The sequence below is a fragment of the Leminorella grimontii ATCC 33999 = DSM 5078 genome, assembly GCF_000439085.1.
Classification (GTDB): domain Bacteria; phylum Pseudomonadota; class Gammaproteobacteria; order Enterobacterales; family Enterobacteriaceae; genus Leminorella; species Leminorella grimontii.
The window spans coordinates 98,005-114,355 of sequence record NZ_AUUA01000004.1; the positions used below are offsets into that span (position 1 = coordinate 98,005).

Below are 16,351 nucleotides of genomic sequence, written 5' to 3' on the forward strand. Positions count from 1 at the left end.
TAGGTTCTATTAACTCAATCAGATAAACCGATGCATAGCGGTTTGGTTTCCCGTCGGTCTCAAAAGGCCAATGAACGGGCCAAGCGCGGGTTTAAAGAAAAAGATGAATGTCTTATTTATTATTTTTTCTCCGAGCAAATGCGCTGTTTTAATTAGAAAATTTCTGGAATGCGCTGCGAATCGGATAATGATAAGCATTAAATCACTGTTCCTATTGAATGATAAGTCCTTATCAATAGCAGTGGCTTTATAACGAGAGGGATTTCTTCAGATAAGCCGGTCGGCTCACAGTTTAGGAATATTTATGACGAAAGTCCGTGGCGAAATGCAGAAGTTTGGTCTACGCACTTGAGGTGCAGGCGACGTACGGGCCGCAGGGGCCCGTACGGTAAAGAGATAGGCGGTTAGCCGACCTGCGGCAGCCAGCCGAACACGATGCCGAACTGGATGACGATAATCGCCACGCCGAAGACCAGTGCGGTCATTACGCCGAAGTTCCCACCCGCGACGCGGTAGGTTTGCTGGTGCAGCTTTCGCGTTTGAAGCACCAGCAGAGCGGGAAGCAGCAGCGCCAGAACGGATAGCGCGATAGCCGCAAAGCCAAGAGCGATAATGAATCCCTTCTGGTAAAACAGCGCAAACATCAGCGGTGGTAAAAAGGTCACGAGGCCGGTTTGCAGCCGTCCTGAAGCGGTGTTGCGGCGCTTTAAAATATCGGCCAGATAGTCAAACAGCCCCAGCGCAACGCCGAGGAACGAGGTGGCCAGCGCAAGAGCGGAGAACAGGCGTACCGAGATCTCCACGCTCGGCGTGCTGACCACTTCTTTCACCGCCTGCAGCAGACCGTTAAGGCCGGACTCGGCGGCGATGATGCCGACAAAGGTGTTGGAATCAATCGAGCCCAGAGTGGCAAGCTGCCACAGCACGTAAGCGACCAGCGGAATGCCGCTGCCGATGATGAAAATCTTGCGCAGCTTCGCGATATCGCCGTTCATGTACTTCACGACGCTGGGAATGCTGCCGTGAAAGCCGAAGGAGGTAAAGATGAGCGGAATAGCGGAAATGGCCAGCCCCTTTTCTAACGGCAGCGTCAGCAGGTTGACGCTTTTCACGTGCGGCAGCATCAGCGCCAGCATAATGACGAGAAAAACGATTTTGGCGCTGAACAGCATGCGGTTGATTAAATCCACCGTATGGGTGCTGATGCAAACGATGCCGCCGCCGATAACGGTAAAGGCCAGCGGGCCGAATACGTGGGGCAGGTTAAGGCCAAGGCCGTCGTTAAGGCTAATCAGCAGCAGCTCTCCTCCGCCGCTGATATAGGCGGCAACCAGCGCGTACATCAGGAACATGACGACAAAGCCGGTTACCAGATTGCCGCCTGCGCCCAGATAGCGCTTGGCCAAGGTGCCCAGACCGTCGTCGGCGTTGTTATGCTGGTAAACTTCTACCAGCAACAGAGCGGTGTAGCACATCATAAGCCAAAGGATAACCAGCATGGCGAACGTAACGCCGAAGCCCACGCCAGCGGCGGCCAGCGGCATGGCGAGCATGCCGGCGCCGATAGTGGTACCGGCCACGATAAGGATACTGCCTAAGGTGCGATTTCTCACACGGACCTCGTTCTTATTCATTATGTTATGTGGGAGCGGTAAACGCGTAAGTCGGCGCTTGCCTGCGACTTAGCGGCTGCCTTTCATCCAAACGGAAACGGGACGAGAGGGCCGGAATGTTCGCTAGGGTATGTGAGATAGTTATGGCTGTCAAACTATTGATACATGTGTAATTTTTAATTTACACGCGAGCGAAAAATAGACAGGCCGTGCTGAATCGATACGTGAAGATAATACCTGCAGGCTATACTCTTTTAGCTGATTATCAATAACAAGCGGCGTAACATAGCAACGCGGATAAAAACGGATGGGAGTGGCACATGCTGGTAGTTGAGATGATGAGTACGGGAGATGAGGTTCTGCACGGCCAAATCGTGGATACCAACGCGGCCTGGCTGGCGGACCTCTTTTTTCAACAGGGGCTGCCGCTGTCGACGCGCACGACGGTAGGGGATGACCTCGATAGTCTGGTTTCCACTCTGCTGCAGCGCAGCCTTTACGCCGACGTGCTAATCGTTAACGGCGGCCTGGGCCCGACCAGCGACGATCTGAGCGCGCTGGCGGCGGCGACGGCGGCAGGCGTGACGCTGGTGGAACACCCGGAGTGGATAGCCCGCATGGAGAGCTACTTTGCCGATCGCGGGCGTCCGATGTCGGACGCTAACCGCAAGCAGGCCATGCTTCCGTCTAATGCCGAGATGGTGGATAACCCGGTGGGCACCGCCTGTGGGTTTTCGTTGGTGATTAACGACTGCCTGATGTTTTTTACCCCCGGCGTGCCGTCCGAATTTAAGGTGATGGTGAAGGACCAAATCCTGCCCCGACTGCGCGAGCGCTATACGCTGCCCCAGCCTCCGCTGTGCCTGCGCTTAACGACCTTCGGCCGGACAGAGAGTGGCCTTGCCCAGCAGTTTGACGCGCTGCCGCTGCCGGAAGGCTGTGTGATGGGCTATCGTTCCTCGGCGCCGATTATCGAGCTGAAGCTGACCGGCCCGGCCGAGCATAGAGAGGATATGGAGGCCGCCTGGCAGCTGGTAAAGCAGGGTGTTGCCGACAATCTGATGTTCGAGGGAACGGAAGGGCTGCCCGCGACCATCGCCCGCAGGCTGAAAGATCGCGGGCTTACGCTGGCCCTGAGCGAGCGCTTTAGCGCCGGGCTGCTCAATTGGGCGCTATCATCGGCTAACGCGCCGCTTTGCGGCGGCGAGGTGGTTCATAACGTCGAGCAAAGCGGACTGGAAGCGCTGCTGGCGAAGGCAAAAAGTTTTGCTGACGCCCGTGGCGCTCTGATTGGGCTGGCGGTTGGCGAATATGAAAACGGCGAACTGTCGGTCGCGCTTCATACGCCGACGGGCGCTTTTGCGCAGCGCGTTCGCTATATGCCACGCAATCACAGCGTGAAGGTGCAGCAGGAGGTTAGCGTTACGCTGGCGCTGGACATGCTTTCCCGTTGGCTTTTGGGGCAGAGCGCGTTTGGCAACCACGAATGGCTGGAAAAGCAGGAAACGATTTCCCGCTGACGTCCTTCGGGCCGTACTGGCGACGGTACGGCCTTGCTCTTGCTTTACAGGTTTTTAATCTCTTCCGGCATGCCGCTCTTCAATATGTTCCAAAAGTGTTCTGCGGTTTTGTTCAGGCGGGTGTCCATTCTGTACACGTAGGCCTGGATGGGGATCGTCAGCTCCGGCGTATCCAGACACACCAGCCGCTTTTCCCTCAGTTCGTTAACGATAGAGTAGATGGGCAGCCAGGCGACGCCGTGGCCGTCCAGCGCCATGTTTTTCAACAGCTCGCTCATCGACGACATAAACAGCGTTTTCGGATCGATGGCCTTCACCTCGCCCAGGCGGCGGTTGACCAGCCGCCCCATGTAGGAGGCGCTGGTGTAGTTGAGCAGCGGCACCTGAGGCTGATAGATATCAAAACGGGGAAGCCCGTATTTATCGGTCGCGCACACCGGGTACAGCTCCGACTCAAAGATTTTCAGGTGGCAAAAGGGGGACTGCATCAGGTCTTCGTCATAAAAGGAGATGCTGAAGTCGTTCTTTCCTTCCCTCAGCGTGCTGACCACTTGCACCACGTCGATCGCCTCGACGTGATAAACGAATTCGCCGCCAACGCCTGAGAGCGAGTGGATAAGCTTAGGCATCAGGGCGGTTGCCAGCGAGTGGGCCGCGGCGATTTTAATGTTGGGCAGGCTTAACAGGTTGCGGCCGGACAGTTCGTTGAGGTTGCATTCCAACTGCTGGAGCAGGCTGCGGGTTTGGGAATGAAACAACTTTCCCTCTTCGGTAAGCTGCAGCGGCGTAGTGGTACGATCAAACAGTTCTACGCCCACGGCGGACTCCAGCGCCTTGATGCGGCGGCTGAAGGCCGGTTGAGAAATATTTCGCTCTTCGGCAGCGTGGGAGAAATGACGGCTGGCTTCGAGCGTCAAAAAATCGTACAGCCACTTTGTCTCTATATTTTTCATTTTTCTGTTTCCGTTGCTCGCTATTTTTCCAACGCCTAAGTTTCTTGTTTATTTCTTCTTGGATTTATTTTTATTCATGAAAAGAAAATAAGCGATCGCTGTCGTAGAGTGATTAAGAGGCCGCGCCTTAATCCCATTCGCTACCTGCCTTTAGTTTTACACCGCTATTTGATTTTTGCATAGCCCCTTCGTTTCCGACATCGTAACTGAATGCATTGCCAAAGCCGCAATGGCAGTGAGGTTGCCTAGCCTTGAGGTCATATTGCCACAGGTTTTTTCCTTCGTTGAGCCTCTTAAACGCAGAGTGTGATCGATGGTTATGCAGATTTTGCATCGACCCATACATACTTGCATTTCTTTTCCCGAATGGGCGTAGTTATATAGTCGACAGTGAATTGAGTAATTCAGCTATGCAGTAAATAGGCATTAATTCAGCGATAAAAGAAAAATTAATGTTAACAAGGTTAATTGATGTGGTGCTTTTCTTCATTATTAAGCATCAGGGGATCCTTTATATCCAAATTAAGGAAGCCAGCCCCGTTCTCATTAATTAATTGCGTTATCTGGAGGCGTTAACGTGAAAGGTTTAATAGGCGTTCTGGGCGGCATGGGGCCGGCGGCAACGGTAGATATGTTTAATAAATTTGTGACGTTTACCTCGGCCGGAAGCGATCAGGAGCATATCCCGCTCATTATCTCTTCTATCCCCGATATTCCTGACAGAACCACGGCGCTGATGCACGGCGGCGCGTCGCCGTTCCCGGTCATGGCCGACTACATGAAGCGGCTGGAGGCGGCAGGCGCCGAGTGCATCGTTATCCCCTGCAATACCGCTCATTACTGGTTTTCAGAACTGAAAGACGCCTGCGACGTGGAGCTATTAAGCATCGTAGAAACCACCATGGATGAAGTGGTGGCTTCCGGCAAGCGGCGTATCGGGCTTTTGGCGACCAACGCCACGCTCTATATGGGGCTTTACCAGAAAGGCATTGAGGAGCGAGGACTTGAGTGCATCCGTCCTGATGAAGAGAGCCAGAAGCAGGTGATGGAAAGCATTTACGCTCTGAAGGCGGGAGAGCTTCCCCGCGCCAAGCAGATGATGGTTGAGCAGGCGAATGCGCTTTTTGCCCGCGGTGCGGAAATTATCGTACTGGGCTGTACGGAAGTGCCGGTGATCCTGGCGGACGCCGTGTCGGCCAATCCGGAAAAATACGTCGACTCTACCGGCGCTTTAGTCAGGGCGGGGATTCGGTGGTACGAGGAGCGGGTGGGGAAGCGCTGTTTGCTTACGAAGTAGAACAATAAAGAAAGACCGATACGCACTAACGTTTTTATTTTCATCATATTAATAACATTACAAGGTGGAGTTCGTTATGGTTTGGTTAGAGATAATCGTTGTTCTGGGTGCGATATTTTTCGGCATCCGCTTAGGTGGGATAGGCATCGGTCTGTGCGGCGGGCTGGGGCTGGCGATACTGACGCTGGGCTTCGGCCTTCCTATCGGTTCGCCGCCGGTTGACGTTATTCTGATTATTATGACGGTAGTGGTCGCCGCGTCCGCTCTACAGGCCGCAGGCGGTATGGACTACCTGGTTAAGGTCGCCGGCGCGTTTATGCGGCGCAACCCGAAGTACATCAACATCATTGCGCCTATCATCACCTGGACGATGACCATCATGGCGGGCACCGGCTTTATCGTGTTCTCTACGCTGCCGGTGATTGCCGAGGTGGCGAAGGAGTCCGGCATTCGTCCGTCAAGGACGCTGGCCGGCTCTGTCGTTGCTTCGCAAATCGCCATTTCCGGCTCGCCCATCAGCGCTGCCATGGCGGCTATGCTGACCATTATGGAAGGCAACGGCGTCACCTTTATTCAGGTAATGGCGGTGTGCCTGCCCGCATCGTTCGTTGCGGCGATGGTAGCGGCGTTTATCGCTTCACGTCAGGGCTGTGAGCTGGAGGATGATGAGGTCTACCTTGAGCGCCTGCAAAAAGGGCTGGTGCGCAAGTATGAAGAGAAACAGGACTGCGGCTCGCCGAGCGCCAAGCTTTCCGTCGCGCTGTTCCTGCTGGCGACGGTGGCTATCGTGGTGCTGGCCGCCTTCCCGTCCCTTCGTCCGGGCTTTGACATCGGCAAACCGATGGGAACGCGGGATATCATCATTATCTGCATGATGTCCGCCGCCTGCCTGATGGTGGTCTTTTGTAAAACCTCGACCGACTCGGTTGTGTTAGCGCCCACTTTCCGTGCCGGCATGAGTTCGGTGGCGGTTATTCTGGGTATCGTCACGCTGGGTACGACCTTTGTTGACGCCCACATGGTGGAGATCAAGGCGATCGCCGGCGACGTGCTTGCTGCCTATCCGATGCTGCTGGCGCTGGTGCTGTTTGGCACCTGTGCGCTGCTGTACTCGCAGGGCGCCACCACGCCGTTGATTATTCCTCTGGCGGTTGCGCTCGGCGTGCCGACCTGGGCGATTCTGGCGTCCTACGTGGCGGTGACAGGGGTGTTTGTGCTGCCGACCTACCCGACGTCGCTGGCGGCCATGGAGTTTGACACCACCGGCACGACGCGGGTCGGTAAGTACGTGCTTAACCATCCGTTTATGCTGCCGGGCCTTGGCGGGATTGCGGCAGGCGTGGCGTTCGGGTTCCTGCTGGCGCCGATGGTGGTGTAAAGCAGAATTAGAGAGCGTTATACTGACGGGCCTCGCGATTTATCGCGGGGCCTTTTTGTATATTTGGTCTCGTCGGTTTGAACAGGAGCCTTGATGAAAAGAGCGTTTTGCGGTTTTCTGGCGCTGGTGGCGCTTTTACTGCTTGGAGGCTGTGGCGATAAAGACATTAGAACCCCCGAAAGTAAGGTACTGCTGTCATCGCCGGAGCTGCGGGAAAAGGCGAGAAATCTTCCCCACAGGTTTGAAGATAAAAACCTGCGCTATGAGGTTCGTTATGCGGACAATTGGGGCGATGCGACGGTTGACGACGGTGACCTTATTTTATACCGGCTGGATGACGAGGGTGAAAAATACGGCCCCGTCGTTTTGGTGTCGATAAGCGATTATGACTCTTTGCTTTTTACGTCTGCTGCTTCCTTCGGTAAAGAGGTTAAAAAGTCACTGCAGGCAGAGCATGGATTCAAAGCGGTTAAACTGCTGACTTCAGAAAGCGTCAGCTGGTATTCAAGCAAAGCTATTCACTTGGAATATACGGCCATTCAGGACGACGACCCTCTGAAGTATTTTGAACAGATGTATATTAATGACGATAAAAACAAGAAGTCAGTGATATTAGTCTTCACGTGTCAGGTGGATGAATGCGATGCGGCCAGGGATGAGGCGATGCTGATCTTTCATTCGTTTCGGTTTATTAGGTGAGCAGTACAAATACCGAATAACGACGGATCGAGATAATATCCACTAACGGAGGAACGGCATGAATTATAAAGTCATAAAGCCTCATCGGAGCGAATTCCCAAACCCTATCACCTTTTCTAAGGGCGACAGGCTAGCCGTAGGGGAAAAATATGAGGGAGATGAAGGCTGGGAAGATTGGTATTACTGTGAAACAGCATTGCAAATCGCAGGCTGGGTGCCTAAGCAGGTTATTCGCTGGGTGAGCGACAGTGAAGGCGAAGCGCTGGAAGACTACACGGCGAAGGAAATGGACGTCGATGAAGGGGACGTTTTGACGGGGGTAAAAGAGCTTAACGGCTGGGTATGGTGTCGGAATGATTCTTCCAAGGAGGAGGGGTGGGTGCCGGTGGGGAATCTTGTTCCGGTTTGAGCTTCGCTATGTCTAATAGGGTAAAACCAATGACTGTCGAATTATATCAGGGAACGTACTCTCCGCTTACCGCTGAAATTGGTTTTCTGAAATGCGATCTTAACGTTGCTGTTAATGCCTATATTCAATGGATGAAGAAAGTTCACCAGCCGCGGGGCGTTGATATTTCAGGCGTTTTCATGTCTAAAGATTCGCTCGATATGCTGTTGCCGGAGCTGCTGCCGTTAACAAGCATTGAGAGGCGAAGAATACTGTTTGTATCTACTGTCGGTGGTTGGACCGCCTATTTTGACAACGGATGGAGAGGTGCGGATGCGTTCAGTTCAGTGAGCTATCTTGCCAAACTTATTGGATGTACCGGCGTGCGCATGCATTATTCTCCTGATTTACCCGGTAAATTGGGGGCCGTTATTATGGAAATTTATTCCGGAAATAGTATCGATATTCCCAATACGCTGCGTTCTATCGCCGCTGTCAATGAAGGTACAAAATGGACCTTTGATGCGGGCGGGGAAGTACAGCAGTTTGAAGATATACGGCAATATAAAAACAGGACAGTAAAAAGCCGATTTACAGCCGCTATGTTGGAAAGTTACCTAAGTTCGCTGGATATTCAGGCGTTTGATGAAAAATTTTACGATGCAAAGAACGCCGTATTGGTTCACAAGATTGGCCCTATGGTAAAAGGCGCAAAGGAGTATAGCCTTGCTGAAGTACGGCAGGCGTGGAGATAACTGGCCCTTTTCTAAAATATATAAATCCATTCAAGGGAAGGAAATATGTATAAGTTTTTAATAATCTTTTTTATTTTATCAGGAGCAGTGAGCGCTCAGGATAAGCTGGAGGATTTTAACCACTCGCCAAAATGGGCTGATTCAGCGGGTAGAATCAATCCAGATACGGGGCTGCTGAAGTATTTCCAGAATGAAAAATTTGTTTGCCAAAATGAGTCTGAATTCACGCCGAAAGAGACTCCGGCGGCTGCAAAAGCGTTCAGCGATTTTATTCAGTATGCCTCGAAAGGCGATCAAATAGAGGGATTTTGGGGCGATGCTAAACATAGACAACAACGCGAAGATTTGCTCGTTGCGGCGGTAAAGGCGGGGAGCTGGAAGGCGACCTATGTGAATAGCGTTTGGGCAATAAAATATCCAAGCGCAGAGACGCCGGCGGACGTTGCCGCCACCCGGCTTCGAGAGCTTGTTGCGAAGGGCATACCTATTGCCGCATACAAATATGCGACGTATTTGTACGGTCGAGACGATATGGCTATGTATTACTTGCTCGCGGAGGCCGTTAAACGCGGCAGCCCGGAAGCCATGTCGTTAGTGGGAAGGACAATTGTTATTCGCGCTCAGGAACTGCATCCTTTGGGGAAACGTCTGCTTGAATGCGCCATAGAACAAGGCGACGCGAATGCCTACAATCACCTCGGCGTTCTTGCCGATATGGAAGGCCGGCGGCTGGATGCTTACCGTTTATGGGAAAAGGGTGTGAATGCAGGGTGCGAAGAGTGCATTGTCAAAATGAGCAATCTGGCTCAGGTCCGTCAGGGCTATGGCGTAAATGTGCCAATGATGGAGCTAATGCCTGAGCTTACGGCGATTAAAGCATTTTATGAAAATAATTTTTTCTATGAATTAACCGAGTTATCGGATTTTCGGCGCAGTTTACCTGATGGTATGGCATTTCATATGAAAGATGCCGAACTATTAGATTTACTCAGGTTAGAGAAACGTTTTCGCCAGCAGCCTTGAGATTAAATGCGCCGTTGTTGAAACGGCGTGGGAAATAAACATTAAAGGTTAATTTGGCCTATCACAATAGCGAGAAGGCCAAATCTCCTGTGGCGGGACGTTCAGCGCCTGCGTAATAAGCCTCTCTCCCTGTGGATAAAAGAGAGTTTGGAAGAACCCGCCGTTTGATAGGGTGGATTATGATTTGAAAATGATAGGGGTTCTCTTGTCTAGATATGATTTATTCAACAAAGTCAAGCCAGCTAATCTTTCTTATATAAAGCGTCATAACATCTTTCTGTAGAAAACAGGTCATATCGGTAAAAGCAATAGTCTGAAAATTGCTTAAGCTCTTTTTCATTTAAATCATTAAACGCAGGCGTATCACAACCAGCATTACAATTTGTTGGGTCTATAAAGAAAACCTGTGTACTTGCATGTTTTTTAATAAAAAAATCATATTTTTTATCCTCTTTGAATTCATCATGAATTATCTCAATACCAATAAAAATCCAAGTCAGAATCGCTATTAATACAATCATGATAAAACTCAAAAAACACTTGTTTTTAATAATATTATCCATAATATACCTCTAAGGCCTTTGATGTTCTTTAGCACATCTGCCCAAATTATTTCCTTATTTTCACCAAACTAGGTAATGTAAAAATACCTAAGTAGAGTGGAGATAAATTTTCTAGATGTTACTTCATTATCTGTATCATATCAGTTTCTCAGGATTACATGTAACTTTCTGAAAATGATAAAGGTTTAGGTTATGATCAGTACACCAGATGAATTTATAAAATTAATAAACAGTAATTGTCCTAATGAATATAATCTAGCCGGAAGGAAAGAGGCGCCTGTCCCCGTGTGGCTTGAACTCATTAAGGGATATCCCGACATGAGAGTGTGGGTTGCGCGAAACAGGACAATCCCTAGAGAAATAATGGATTATCTTTCTAAAGATGACAATCCTGTCGTTCGGGAAGCAATATCTGCTAAATATCCACTTGATGTAGATATGTATCTTCTATTTTCTAGAGACCCCGATGAGGGGATTCGAGCCAGGCTAATCTTTAACAAAGGACTGCCAGTCTTCATTTTGAAGCACATGGCTGAAAACGATCCTAGTGATTTTGTTAGGGAGAAAGCGTTAGAAAAATATATGCAGATAAAATTAGGGGCGTGACTATGCTAGATATCTCATATTTATCAGATAGTAATGGTAGTAAACCTTCATTTACTATTCATGATAGCGATATTTCTTTTTATAACGCATCATTTTAAAAAATTCTCCGCCAGTTTCCAAAAACTTGATTTCCCCAAAAGAAAACCACCGCGTCCTGCATTACCTTATCCCCTCAACCAACAATCCAACGCGACACCTAAAATGATAAAAAAGACGCTCACCTCCGCTGCGCTGCTGCTGTTAACCGCCTGCCAAGCCCATAAAGCGCCCGTGGCACCCTCTACCGATGAGGCTGACGGCGCGCTCAAGTCGGCATTTTTACTCGACGCGCAGAAAAACGATACCCTGGAAGCGAGGGATGAAATCCAGCAGGACGTCAGCCACCTGCGCGTAACGAAAGTGAGTGCGTGCTCTCCACAGGGGGAGGAGAAGCTCGTTTGCAGCGTCTATTCTGAATTCCGACCGGCGGGCTCCAGCGAGGTGCAGTACAATCTCGACCAAGTCGCCTTTTCCCATACCAACGGCGAGTGGGTGGCGACGTTTAGTAAACCGTAGGTGCGTACCGCCTCGCACCCCGATGAATCGTTTATACTCAGGCGCGTTCTTTTCTGAATAGGTTACGCAGTATCAATAATGCCCAACGGCTGCCACACCTGATTCCGGATACAGTTCTCCCACTGAGTCAATCCAGTGATGAACTGCCATGGAAAAGGTGACTACCTCCACTCCGCATGATGCGGTATTTAAAAAGTTTTTATCTCACCCCGATACGGCGCGAGATTTTTTAGACATCCATCTTCCTCCTGCGCTACGGCAACTGTGTGATTTGAATACGTTGAAACCGGAACCCGCCAGTTTTGTTAAACAGGATTTGCGGGCATATCATTCCGACATGATCTGGTCGGTGAATACCGCAACGGGTCAAGGCTATATTTACGTGGTGGTTGAGCATCAAAGCTCACCCGACAATCTTATGGCCTTCCGGCTGATACGTTACGCAATGGACGTGATGCAAAGGCATTTGGATAAAGGCCATAAAACGCTGCCGTTAGTAGTACCGATGCTGTTTTATCATGGGCTGGAGAGCCCTTACCCACATACGCTATGCTGGTTGGATATTTTTTCCGATCCGGCGCTGGCGCGGCAGCTCTATTGCCAGCCGTTTCCGCTGGTAGATATCACCACTACGCCCGATGAAGAGATTATGCAGCACCGGCGCATGGCGCTGCTTGAACTGATACAAAAGCACATTCGTCAGCGGGATTTGATGAGTTTGGTGGAGCAGCTAGTCTCGCTACTGGCGATGGGATACACTACTAATGTCCAACGAGAAACGCTGTTTAATTACATGCTACGCTGTGGTGATGCGCCCGATTTCAACGAATTTATCCAGCAGATTGCCAAGCGTTCGCCGCAACATAAGGAGGAGTTGATGACTATTGCAGAGAGGCTACACGCTGCAGGTTGGCAGAAAGGTCGACAAGAGGGTCGACAAGAAGGTCGACAAGAGGGCTGGCAACAAGGTCGTCAAGAAGAGGCGCTGCGTATTGCCCGCACGATGTTGGAGAACGGGCTGGAACGTGATTACATACTGAGGATCACAGGGATCTCACCGCAGGAATTGGCCACTATTGATTTTTGAAAGAGAGAGCGGGACGCATTGCCCCGCTTTTATCTAAATTAACAGCTTAAAGCTCAAAATCACTCAAATCGTCCGCATTTACCTCAGAGTCAATCTGCCCCACCAGATAGGAGCTGACTTCTACCTCCTGCGGCGCGACCTGAACGTTGTCAGACACCAGCCAGGCGTTTATCCAAGGGATTGGATTAGAGCGGGTTTCAAACGGCAGCGCCAAGCCAACCGCCTGCATGCGGATGTTAGTGATGTATTCCACGTACTGACACAAAATGTCCTTGTTCAGGCCGATCATGGAACCGTCTCGGAACAGGTAGTCCGCCCATTCTTTTTCCTGCTGAGCTGCCAGAACGAACAGATCGTAGCACTGCTGCTGGCACTCTTCGGCGATGTCGGCCATTTCCGGATCGTCGTTGCCCGAGCGCATCAGGTTGAGCATGTGCTGGGTGCCGGTCAGGTGCAGCGCTTCGTCGCGGGCGATAAGGCGGATGATCTTGGCGTTGCCTTCCATCAGCTCGCGCTCGGCGAAGGCGAAGGAGCAGGCGAAGCTGACGTAGAAGCGGATGGCTTCCAGTGCGTTGACACTCATCAGGCACAGATACAGCTTCTTCTTCAGCTCGCGCAGGCTGATAACGACCTTTTGGCCGTTGACGTTATGGGTGCCTTCTCCCAGCAAATGGTAGTAGTTGCTGGTGGCAATCAGATCGTCGTAGTAGTGCGAGATGTCCTTCGCGCGCTTTAAGATCTCTTCGTTGGAGACGATGTCGTCAAATACGATAGAGGGATCGTTAACGATGTTGCGAATGATGTGGGTGTAAGAGCGCGAATGGATGGTTTCCGAGAAGGACCAGGTTTCCACCCAGGTTTCCAGCTCGGGGATAGAAATCAGCGGCAGCAGGGCCACGTTGGGGCTGCGGCCCTGAATGGAGTCCAGCAGCGTCTGATACTTCAGGTTGCTGATGAAGATGTGCTTTTCGTGGTCCGGCAGCGCCTGATAGTCGATGCGATCGCGCGAAACGTCAACTTCTTCCGGGCGCCAGAAGAAGGAGAGCTGCTTTTCAATCAGCTTTTCAAACAGCTCGTGCTTTTGCTGGTCGTAGCGAGCCACGTTGACCGGCTGGCCGAAGAACATCGGTTCTTTAAGCTGATCGTTTTTTTTCTGTGAAAACGTCGTGTAGGTATGCGGCATTGGTATATCCCCGTAATTGTCCCTTTATCGTTCAGCAAGCCGCGGCTTTTGGGCCGGGCGCGGAAGTCTAACGGGCATAGGGGAGCAAAGGCTCCCCCAAAAGCGTCATTAAATTTTGCAGGCGCCGCTTTCGCAGCCGTCGTCTTCCGCCTTGGCCGGCATCAGGTCTTCCTGTGCGTCCTCAGCACCGTCGCGGGTGTTCTGGTAGTAGAGCGTTTTCACTCCGTACTTATAGGCGGTGAGCAGGTCTTTAAGCAGCTGCTTCATCGGTACCTTGCCGCCAGGGAAGCGGGTCGGGTCGTAGTTGGTGTTGGCGGAAATCGACTGATCGATAAACTTCTGCATCAGGCCGACCAGGTGCAGGTAGCCGTCGTTGCCCGGCATGTCCCACAGTAGCTCATAGTTGCCGTGCAGCTTTTCGTAGTCGGGAACGACTTGACGAAGGATGCCGTCCTTTGACGCCTTAATGCTGATATAGCCGCGCGGCGGCTCAATGCCGTTGGTGGCGTTGGAGATCTGGGACGACGTCTCTGACGGCATCAGCGCAGACAGGGTAGAGTTGCGCAGGCCGTGGGTCTTGATCTCCTGGCGAAGCGTTTCCCAGTCGTAGCGAAGCGGTTCGTTGCACAGGCTGTCCAGATCCTTTTTGTAGTTGTCGATAGGCAGAATGCCCTGCGCATAGCGGGTTTCGTTAAACCACGGGCAGGCTCCCTGTTCTTTCGCCAGCTCGTTGGACGCCTTCAGCAGGTAATATTGAATGGCTTCAAACGTCCTGTGGGTCAGGCCGTTGGCGCTGCCGTCGGAATAGCGTACGCCGTGCTTGGCCAGATAGTAAGCGTAGTTGATGACGCCAATGCCCAGCGTACGGCGGCCCATGGAGCCTTTTCTTGCGGCCAGAATCGGGTAGTCCTGATAGTCCAGCAGGGCGTCAAGAGCGCGTACCGCAAGGCTTGCCAGCTCTTCCAGGGCGTCCAGGCTGTCGATAGCGCCCAGATTAAATGCGGAGAGCGTACACAGTGCGATTTCGCCGTTTTCGTCGTTGATGTCTTCCAGCGGCTTGGTAGGCAGCGCGATTTCAAGGCACAGGTTGGACTGACGAACAGGCGCAACCGTCGGGTCGAACGGGCTGTGGGTGTTGCAGTGGTCGACGTTCTGAATATAGATACGGCCGGTAGAGGCGCGTTCCTGCATCATCAGCGAGAACAGCTCGACGGCTTTCACTTGGCGCTGGCGAATCGACGCGTCCGCTTCGTACTTCACGTACAGGCGCTCAAACTCGTCCTGATCGGTAAAGAAGGCGTCGTACAGCCCCGGCACGTCGGACGGGCTGAACAGGGTGATGTTTTCGTTTTTAAGCAGGCGTTGGTACATCAGCTTGTTGAGCTGAACGCCGTAGTCCATGTGGCGCACGCGGTTTTCTTCTACGCCGCGGTTGTTTCTCAGCACTAACAGGCTTTCGACCTCAAGGTGCCACAGCGGGTAGAACACCGTTGCCGCACCGCCGCGCACGCCGCCCTGAGAGCAGGACTTCACCGCGCTTTGGAAGTGCTTGTAGAACGGAATACAGCCGGTATGGAACGCTTCGCCGTTGCGAATAGGGCTGCCGAGCGCGCGGATGCGGCCAGCGTTGATGCCGATGCCGGCGCGCTGGGAAACGTACTTCACGATGGCGCTGGAGGTGGCGTTGATGGAGTCCAGACTGTCGCCGCACTCGATCAGCACACAGGAGCTGAACTGGCGGGTCGGCGTGCGCACGCCGGACATAATTGGCGTCGGCAGCGAAATTTTGAAGGTGGAAATTGCGTCATAAAAGCGCTTCACGTAGCCCAGACGCGTCTCGCGCGGGTAGCGTGAGAACAGGCAGGCGGCGACCAGAATGTATAGGAACTGGGCGCTTTCATACACTTCGCCGGTGACGCGGTTTTGCACCAGGTATTTGCCTTCCAGCTGCTTCACCGCTGCGTAAGAGAAGTTCATATCGCGCCAGTGGTCGATAAATTCGCCCATCTGCTCGAACTCTTCCTGGGTATAGTCCGTCAGCAGGTGTTCGTCATAGCGGCCCATCTCGACCATCTTTTTCACGTGGTCGTACAGCGCGGGCGGCTCAAATTGCCCGTAGGCTTTTTTGCGCAGGTGGAAAATGGCCAGGCGGGCGGCCATGTATTGATAGTCCGGCGTGTCGCGGGAAATAAGATCGGCTGCGGCCCGAATGATGGTTTCGTGAATATCGGACGTGCGGATGCCGTCGTAGAACTGGATGTGGGAGCGCAGCTCAACCTGGGAGACGGAGACGTTGTTCAGTCCTTCCGCCGCCCAGTCGAGAACCCGGTGGATCTTGTCGAGGTTGATGCGTTCCTTGCGACCGTCTCGTTTAGTAACCAATAAGCTTTGATTCATAGCGTAATACTACCTTTCCGTGAAAAAAGTGTGTCTTTCAAAACGTTCAAGACACCAACCATCGCTCAGCGGGAGATTCCGACGCTGGCGACAAAACACAATATATAGGGGGCTTAATAGCAATAAGCTACAAGATAGTGTTATTAGGGGGCGTTTGCAAGTGAACAAAAAAGGGAAAAGCTGTGGATAACCTTTGGGATAAATGGGCTAAGTCACCGTATCACTGTAAGTTCTTCGCGCGCTATAAAAGTGATAAAAAAATGCTGAATTTTAGTAAAAAAATGAATTGTCTTTTTGTTCTACAGAGAGTACTAACGCGTTGACCGCCGGTTTT

Annotated in this window: 15 protein-coding genes and 1 pseudogene; 10 read left to right on the plus strand and 6 right to left on the minus strand. The window is 51.9% G+C overall.

The features are described 5' to 3' along the window. Window positions 1-404: 404 nt before the first annotated feature. A complete protein-coding gene (gene tyrP, locus G544_RS0109590) occupies window positions 405-1,613 on the minus strand; it encodes a tyrosine transporter TyrP (protein WP_027274396.1) in 1,209 nt (402 codons plus the stop codon). A gap of 320 nt (window positions 1,614-1,933) precedes the next feature. Between tyrP and G544_RS0109595 the strand changes: the two genes are divergently transcribed. Further along, a complete protein-coding gene (locus G544_RS0109595) occupies window positions 1,934-3,133 on the plus strand; it encodes a nicotinamide mononucleotide deamidase-related protein YfaY (RefSeq protein ID WP_027274397.1) in 1,200 nt (399 codons plus the stop codon). A gap of 44 nt (window positions 3,134-3,177) precedes the next feature. Here G544_RS0109595 and hypT read toward each other — a convergent pair whose 3' ends face one another. Continuing rightward, window positions 3,178-4,086 (minus strand): hypochlorite stress DNA-binding transcriptional regulator HypT, encoded by a 909-nt coding sequence (gene hypT, locus G544_RS0109600; protein ID WP_027274398.1) that lies wholly within the window; start codon window positions 4,084-4,086, stop codon window positions 3,178-3,180. Window positions 4,087-4,663: 577 nt separating this feature from the next. On the opposite strand from hypT, the gene cuyB reads away from it, so the two are divergent. From cuyB to G544_RS0109640, 6 genes are all read left to right on the plus strand, one after another. Continuing rightward, a complete protein-coding gene (cuyB, locus tag G544_RS0109615; protein WP_027274400.1) occupies window positions 4,664-5,383 on the plus strand; it encodes a cysteate racemase in 720 nt (239 codons plus the stop codon). Window positions 5,384-5,459: 76 nt separating this feature from the next. Further along, the gene (locus G544_RS0109620) at window positions 5,460-6,761 is read left to right on the plus strand and encodes an anaerobic C4-dicarboxylate transporter (RefSeq protein ID WP_027274401.1); all 1,302 of its coding nucleotides are present in this window, start codon (window positions 5,460-5,462) and stop codon (window positions 6,759-6,761) included. Between the two features lie 93 nt (window positions 6,762-6,854). Beyond that, window positions 6,855-7,460 (plus strand): hypothetical protein, encoded by a 606-nt coding sequence (locus G544_RS0109625; RefSeq protein WP_027274402.1) that lies wholly within the window; start codon window positions 6,855-6,857, stop codon window positions 7,458-7,460. 58 nt (window positions 7,461-7,518) lie between these two features. Next, window positions 7,519-7,869, plus strand: coding sequence for an SH3 domain-containing protein (locus tag G544_RS0109630; RefSeq protein ID WP_027274403.1), 351 nt, complete (start codon window positions 7,519-7,521; stop codon window positions 7,867-7,869). Window positions 7,870-7,898: 29 nt separating this feature from the next. Continuing rightward, window positions 7,899-8,603, plus strand: a complete 705-nt coding sequence (locus tag G544_RS0109635) for a hypothetical protein (RefSeq protein ID WP_027274404.1) — start codon at window positions 7,899-7,901, stop codon at window positions 8,601-8,603. 45 nt (window positions 8,604-8,648) lie between these two features. After that, on the plus strand, window positions 8,649-9,626 hold the full coding sequence (locus G544_RS0109640; RefSeq protein WP_027274405.1) for an SEL1-like repeat protein: 978 nt from the start codon (window positions 8,649-8,651) through the stop codon (window positions 9,624-9,626). Window positions 9,627-9,674: 48 nt separating this feature from the next. On the opposite strand, the pseudogene G544_RS22710 reads toward G544_RS0109640, so the two are convergent. Further along, window positions 9,675-9,803: pseudogene (locus G544_RS22710) on the minus strand (helix-turn-helix domain-containing protein); the annotation flags it as partial. 65 nt (window positions 9,804-9,868) lie between these two features. Then, window positions 9,869-10,189 carry a hypothetical protein gene (locus G544_RS0109645; RefSeq protein ID WP_027274406.1) on the minus strand — a complete coding sequence of 107 codons (321 nt, stop codon included), beginning with the start codon at window positions 10,187-10,189 and terminating at the stop codon, window positions 9,869-9,871. A gap of 192 nt (window positions 10,190-10,381) precedes the next feature. On the opposite strand from G544_RS0109645, the gene G544_RS0109650 reads away from it, so the two are divergent. The 3 genes from G544_RS0109650 to G544_RS0109660 all read left to right on the plus strand — a co-directional run bounded on the left by G544_RS0109650 (window position 10,382) and on the right by G544_RS0109660 (window position 12,437). After that, window positions 10,382-10,795 (plus strand): hypothetical protein, encoded by a 414-nt coding sequence (locus G544_RS0109650; protein ID WP_027274407.1) that lies wholly within the window; start codon window positions 10,382-10,384, stop codon window positions 10,793-10,795. Window positions 10,796-10,996: 201 nt separating this feature from the next. After that, window positions 10,997-11,350 (plus strand): hypothetical protein, encoded by a 354-nt coding sequence (locus G544_RS0109655; RefSeq protein ID WP_027274408.1) that lies wholly within the window; start codon window positions 10,997-10,999, stop codon window positions 11,348-11,350. Window positions 11,351-11,498: 148 nt separating this feature from the next. After that, window positions 11,499-12,437 carry an Rpn family recombination-promoting nuclease/putative transposase gene (locus G544_RS0109660; protein WP_027274409.1) on the plus strand — a complete coding sequence of 313 codons (939 nt, stop codon included), beginning with the start codon at window positions 11,499-11,501 and terminating at the stop codon, window positions 12,435-12,437. A gap of 46 nt (window positions 12,438-12,483) precedes the next feature. Here the strand turns inward: G544_RS0109660 and nrdB are convergent, their stop codons facing one another. Together nrdB and nrdA are read right to left on the minus strand one after the other, a co-directional pair. After that, window positions 12,484-13,620, minus strand: coding sequence for a class Ia ribonucleoside-diphosphate reductase subunit beta (gene nrdB, locus G544_RS0109665; protein WP_027274410.1), 1,137 nt, complete (start codon window positions 13,618-13,620; stop codon window positions 12,484-12,486). A 108-nt stretch (window positions 13,621-13,728) separates the two neighbouring features. Continuing rightward, window positions 13,729-16,017 carry a class 1a ribonucleoside-diphosphate reductase subunit alpha gene (nrdA, locus tag G544_RS0109670; RefSeq protein ID WP_027274411.1) on the minus strand — a complete coding sequence of 763 codons (2,289 nt, stop codon included), beginning with the start codon at window positions 16,015-16,017 and terminating at the stop codon, window positions 13,729-13,731. Window positions 16,018-16,351: the final 334 nt, after the last annotated feature.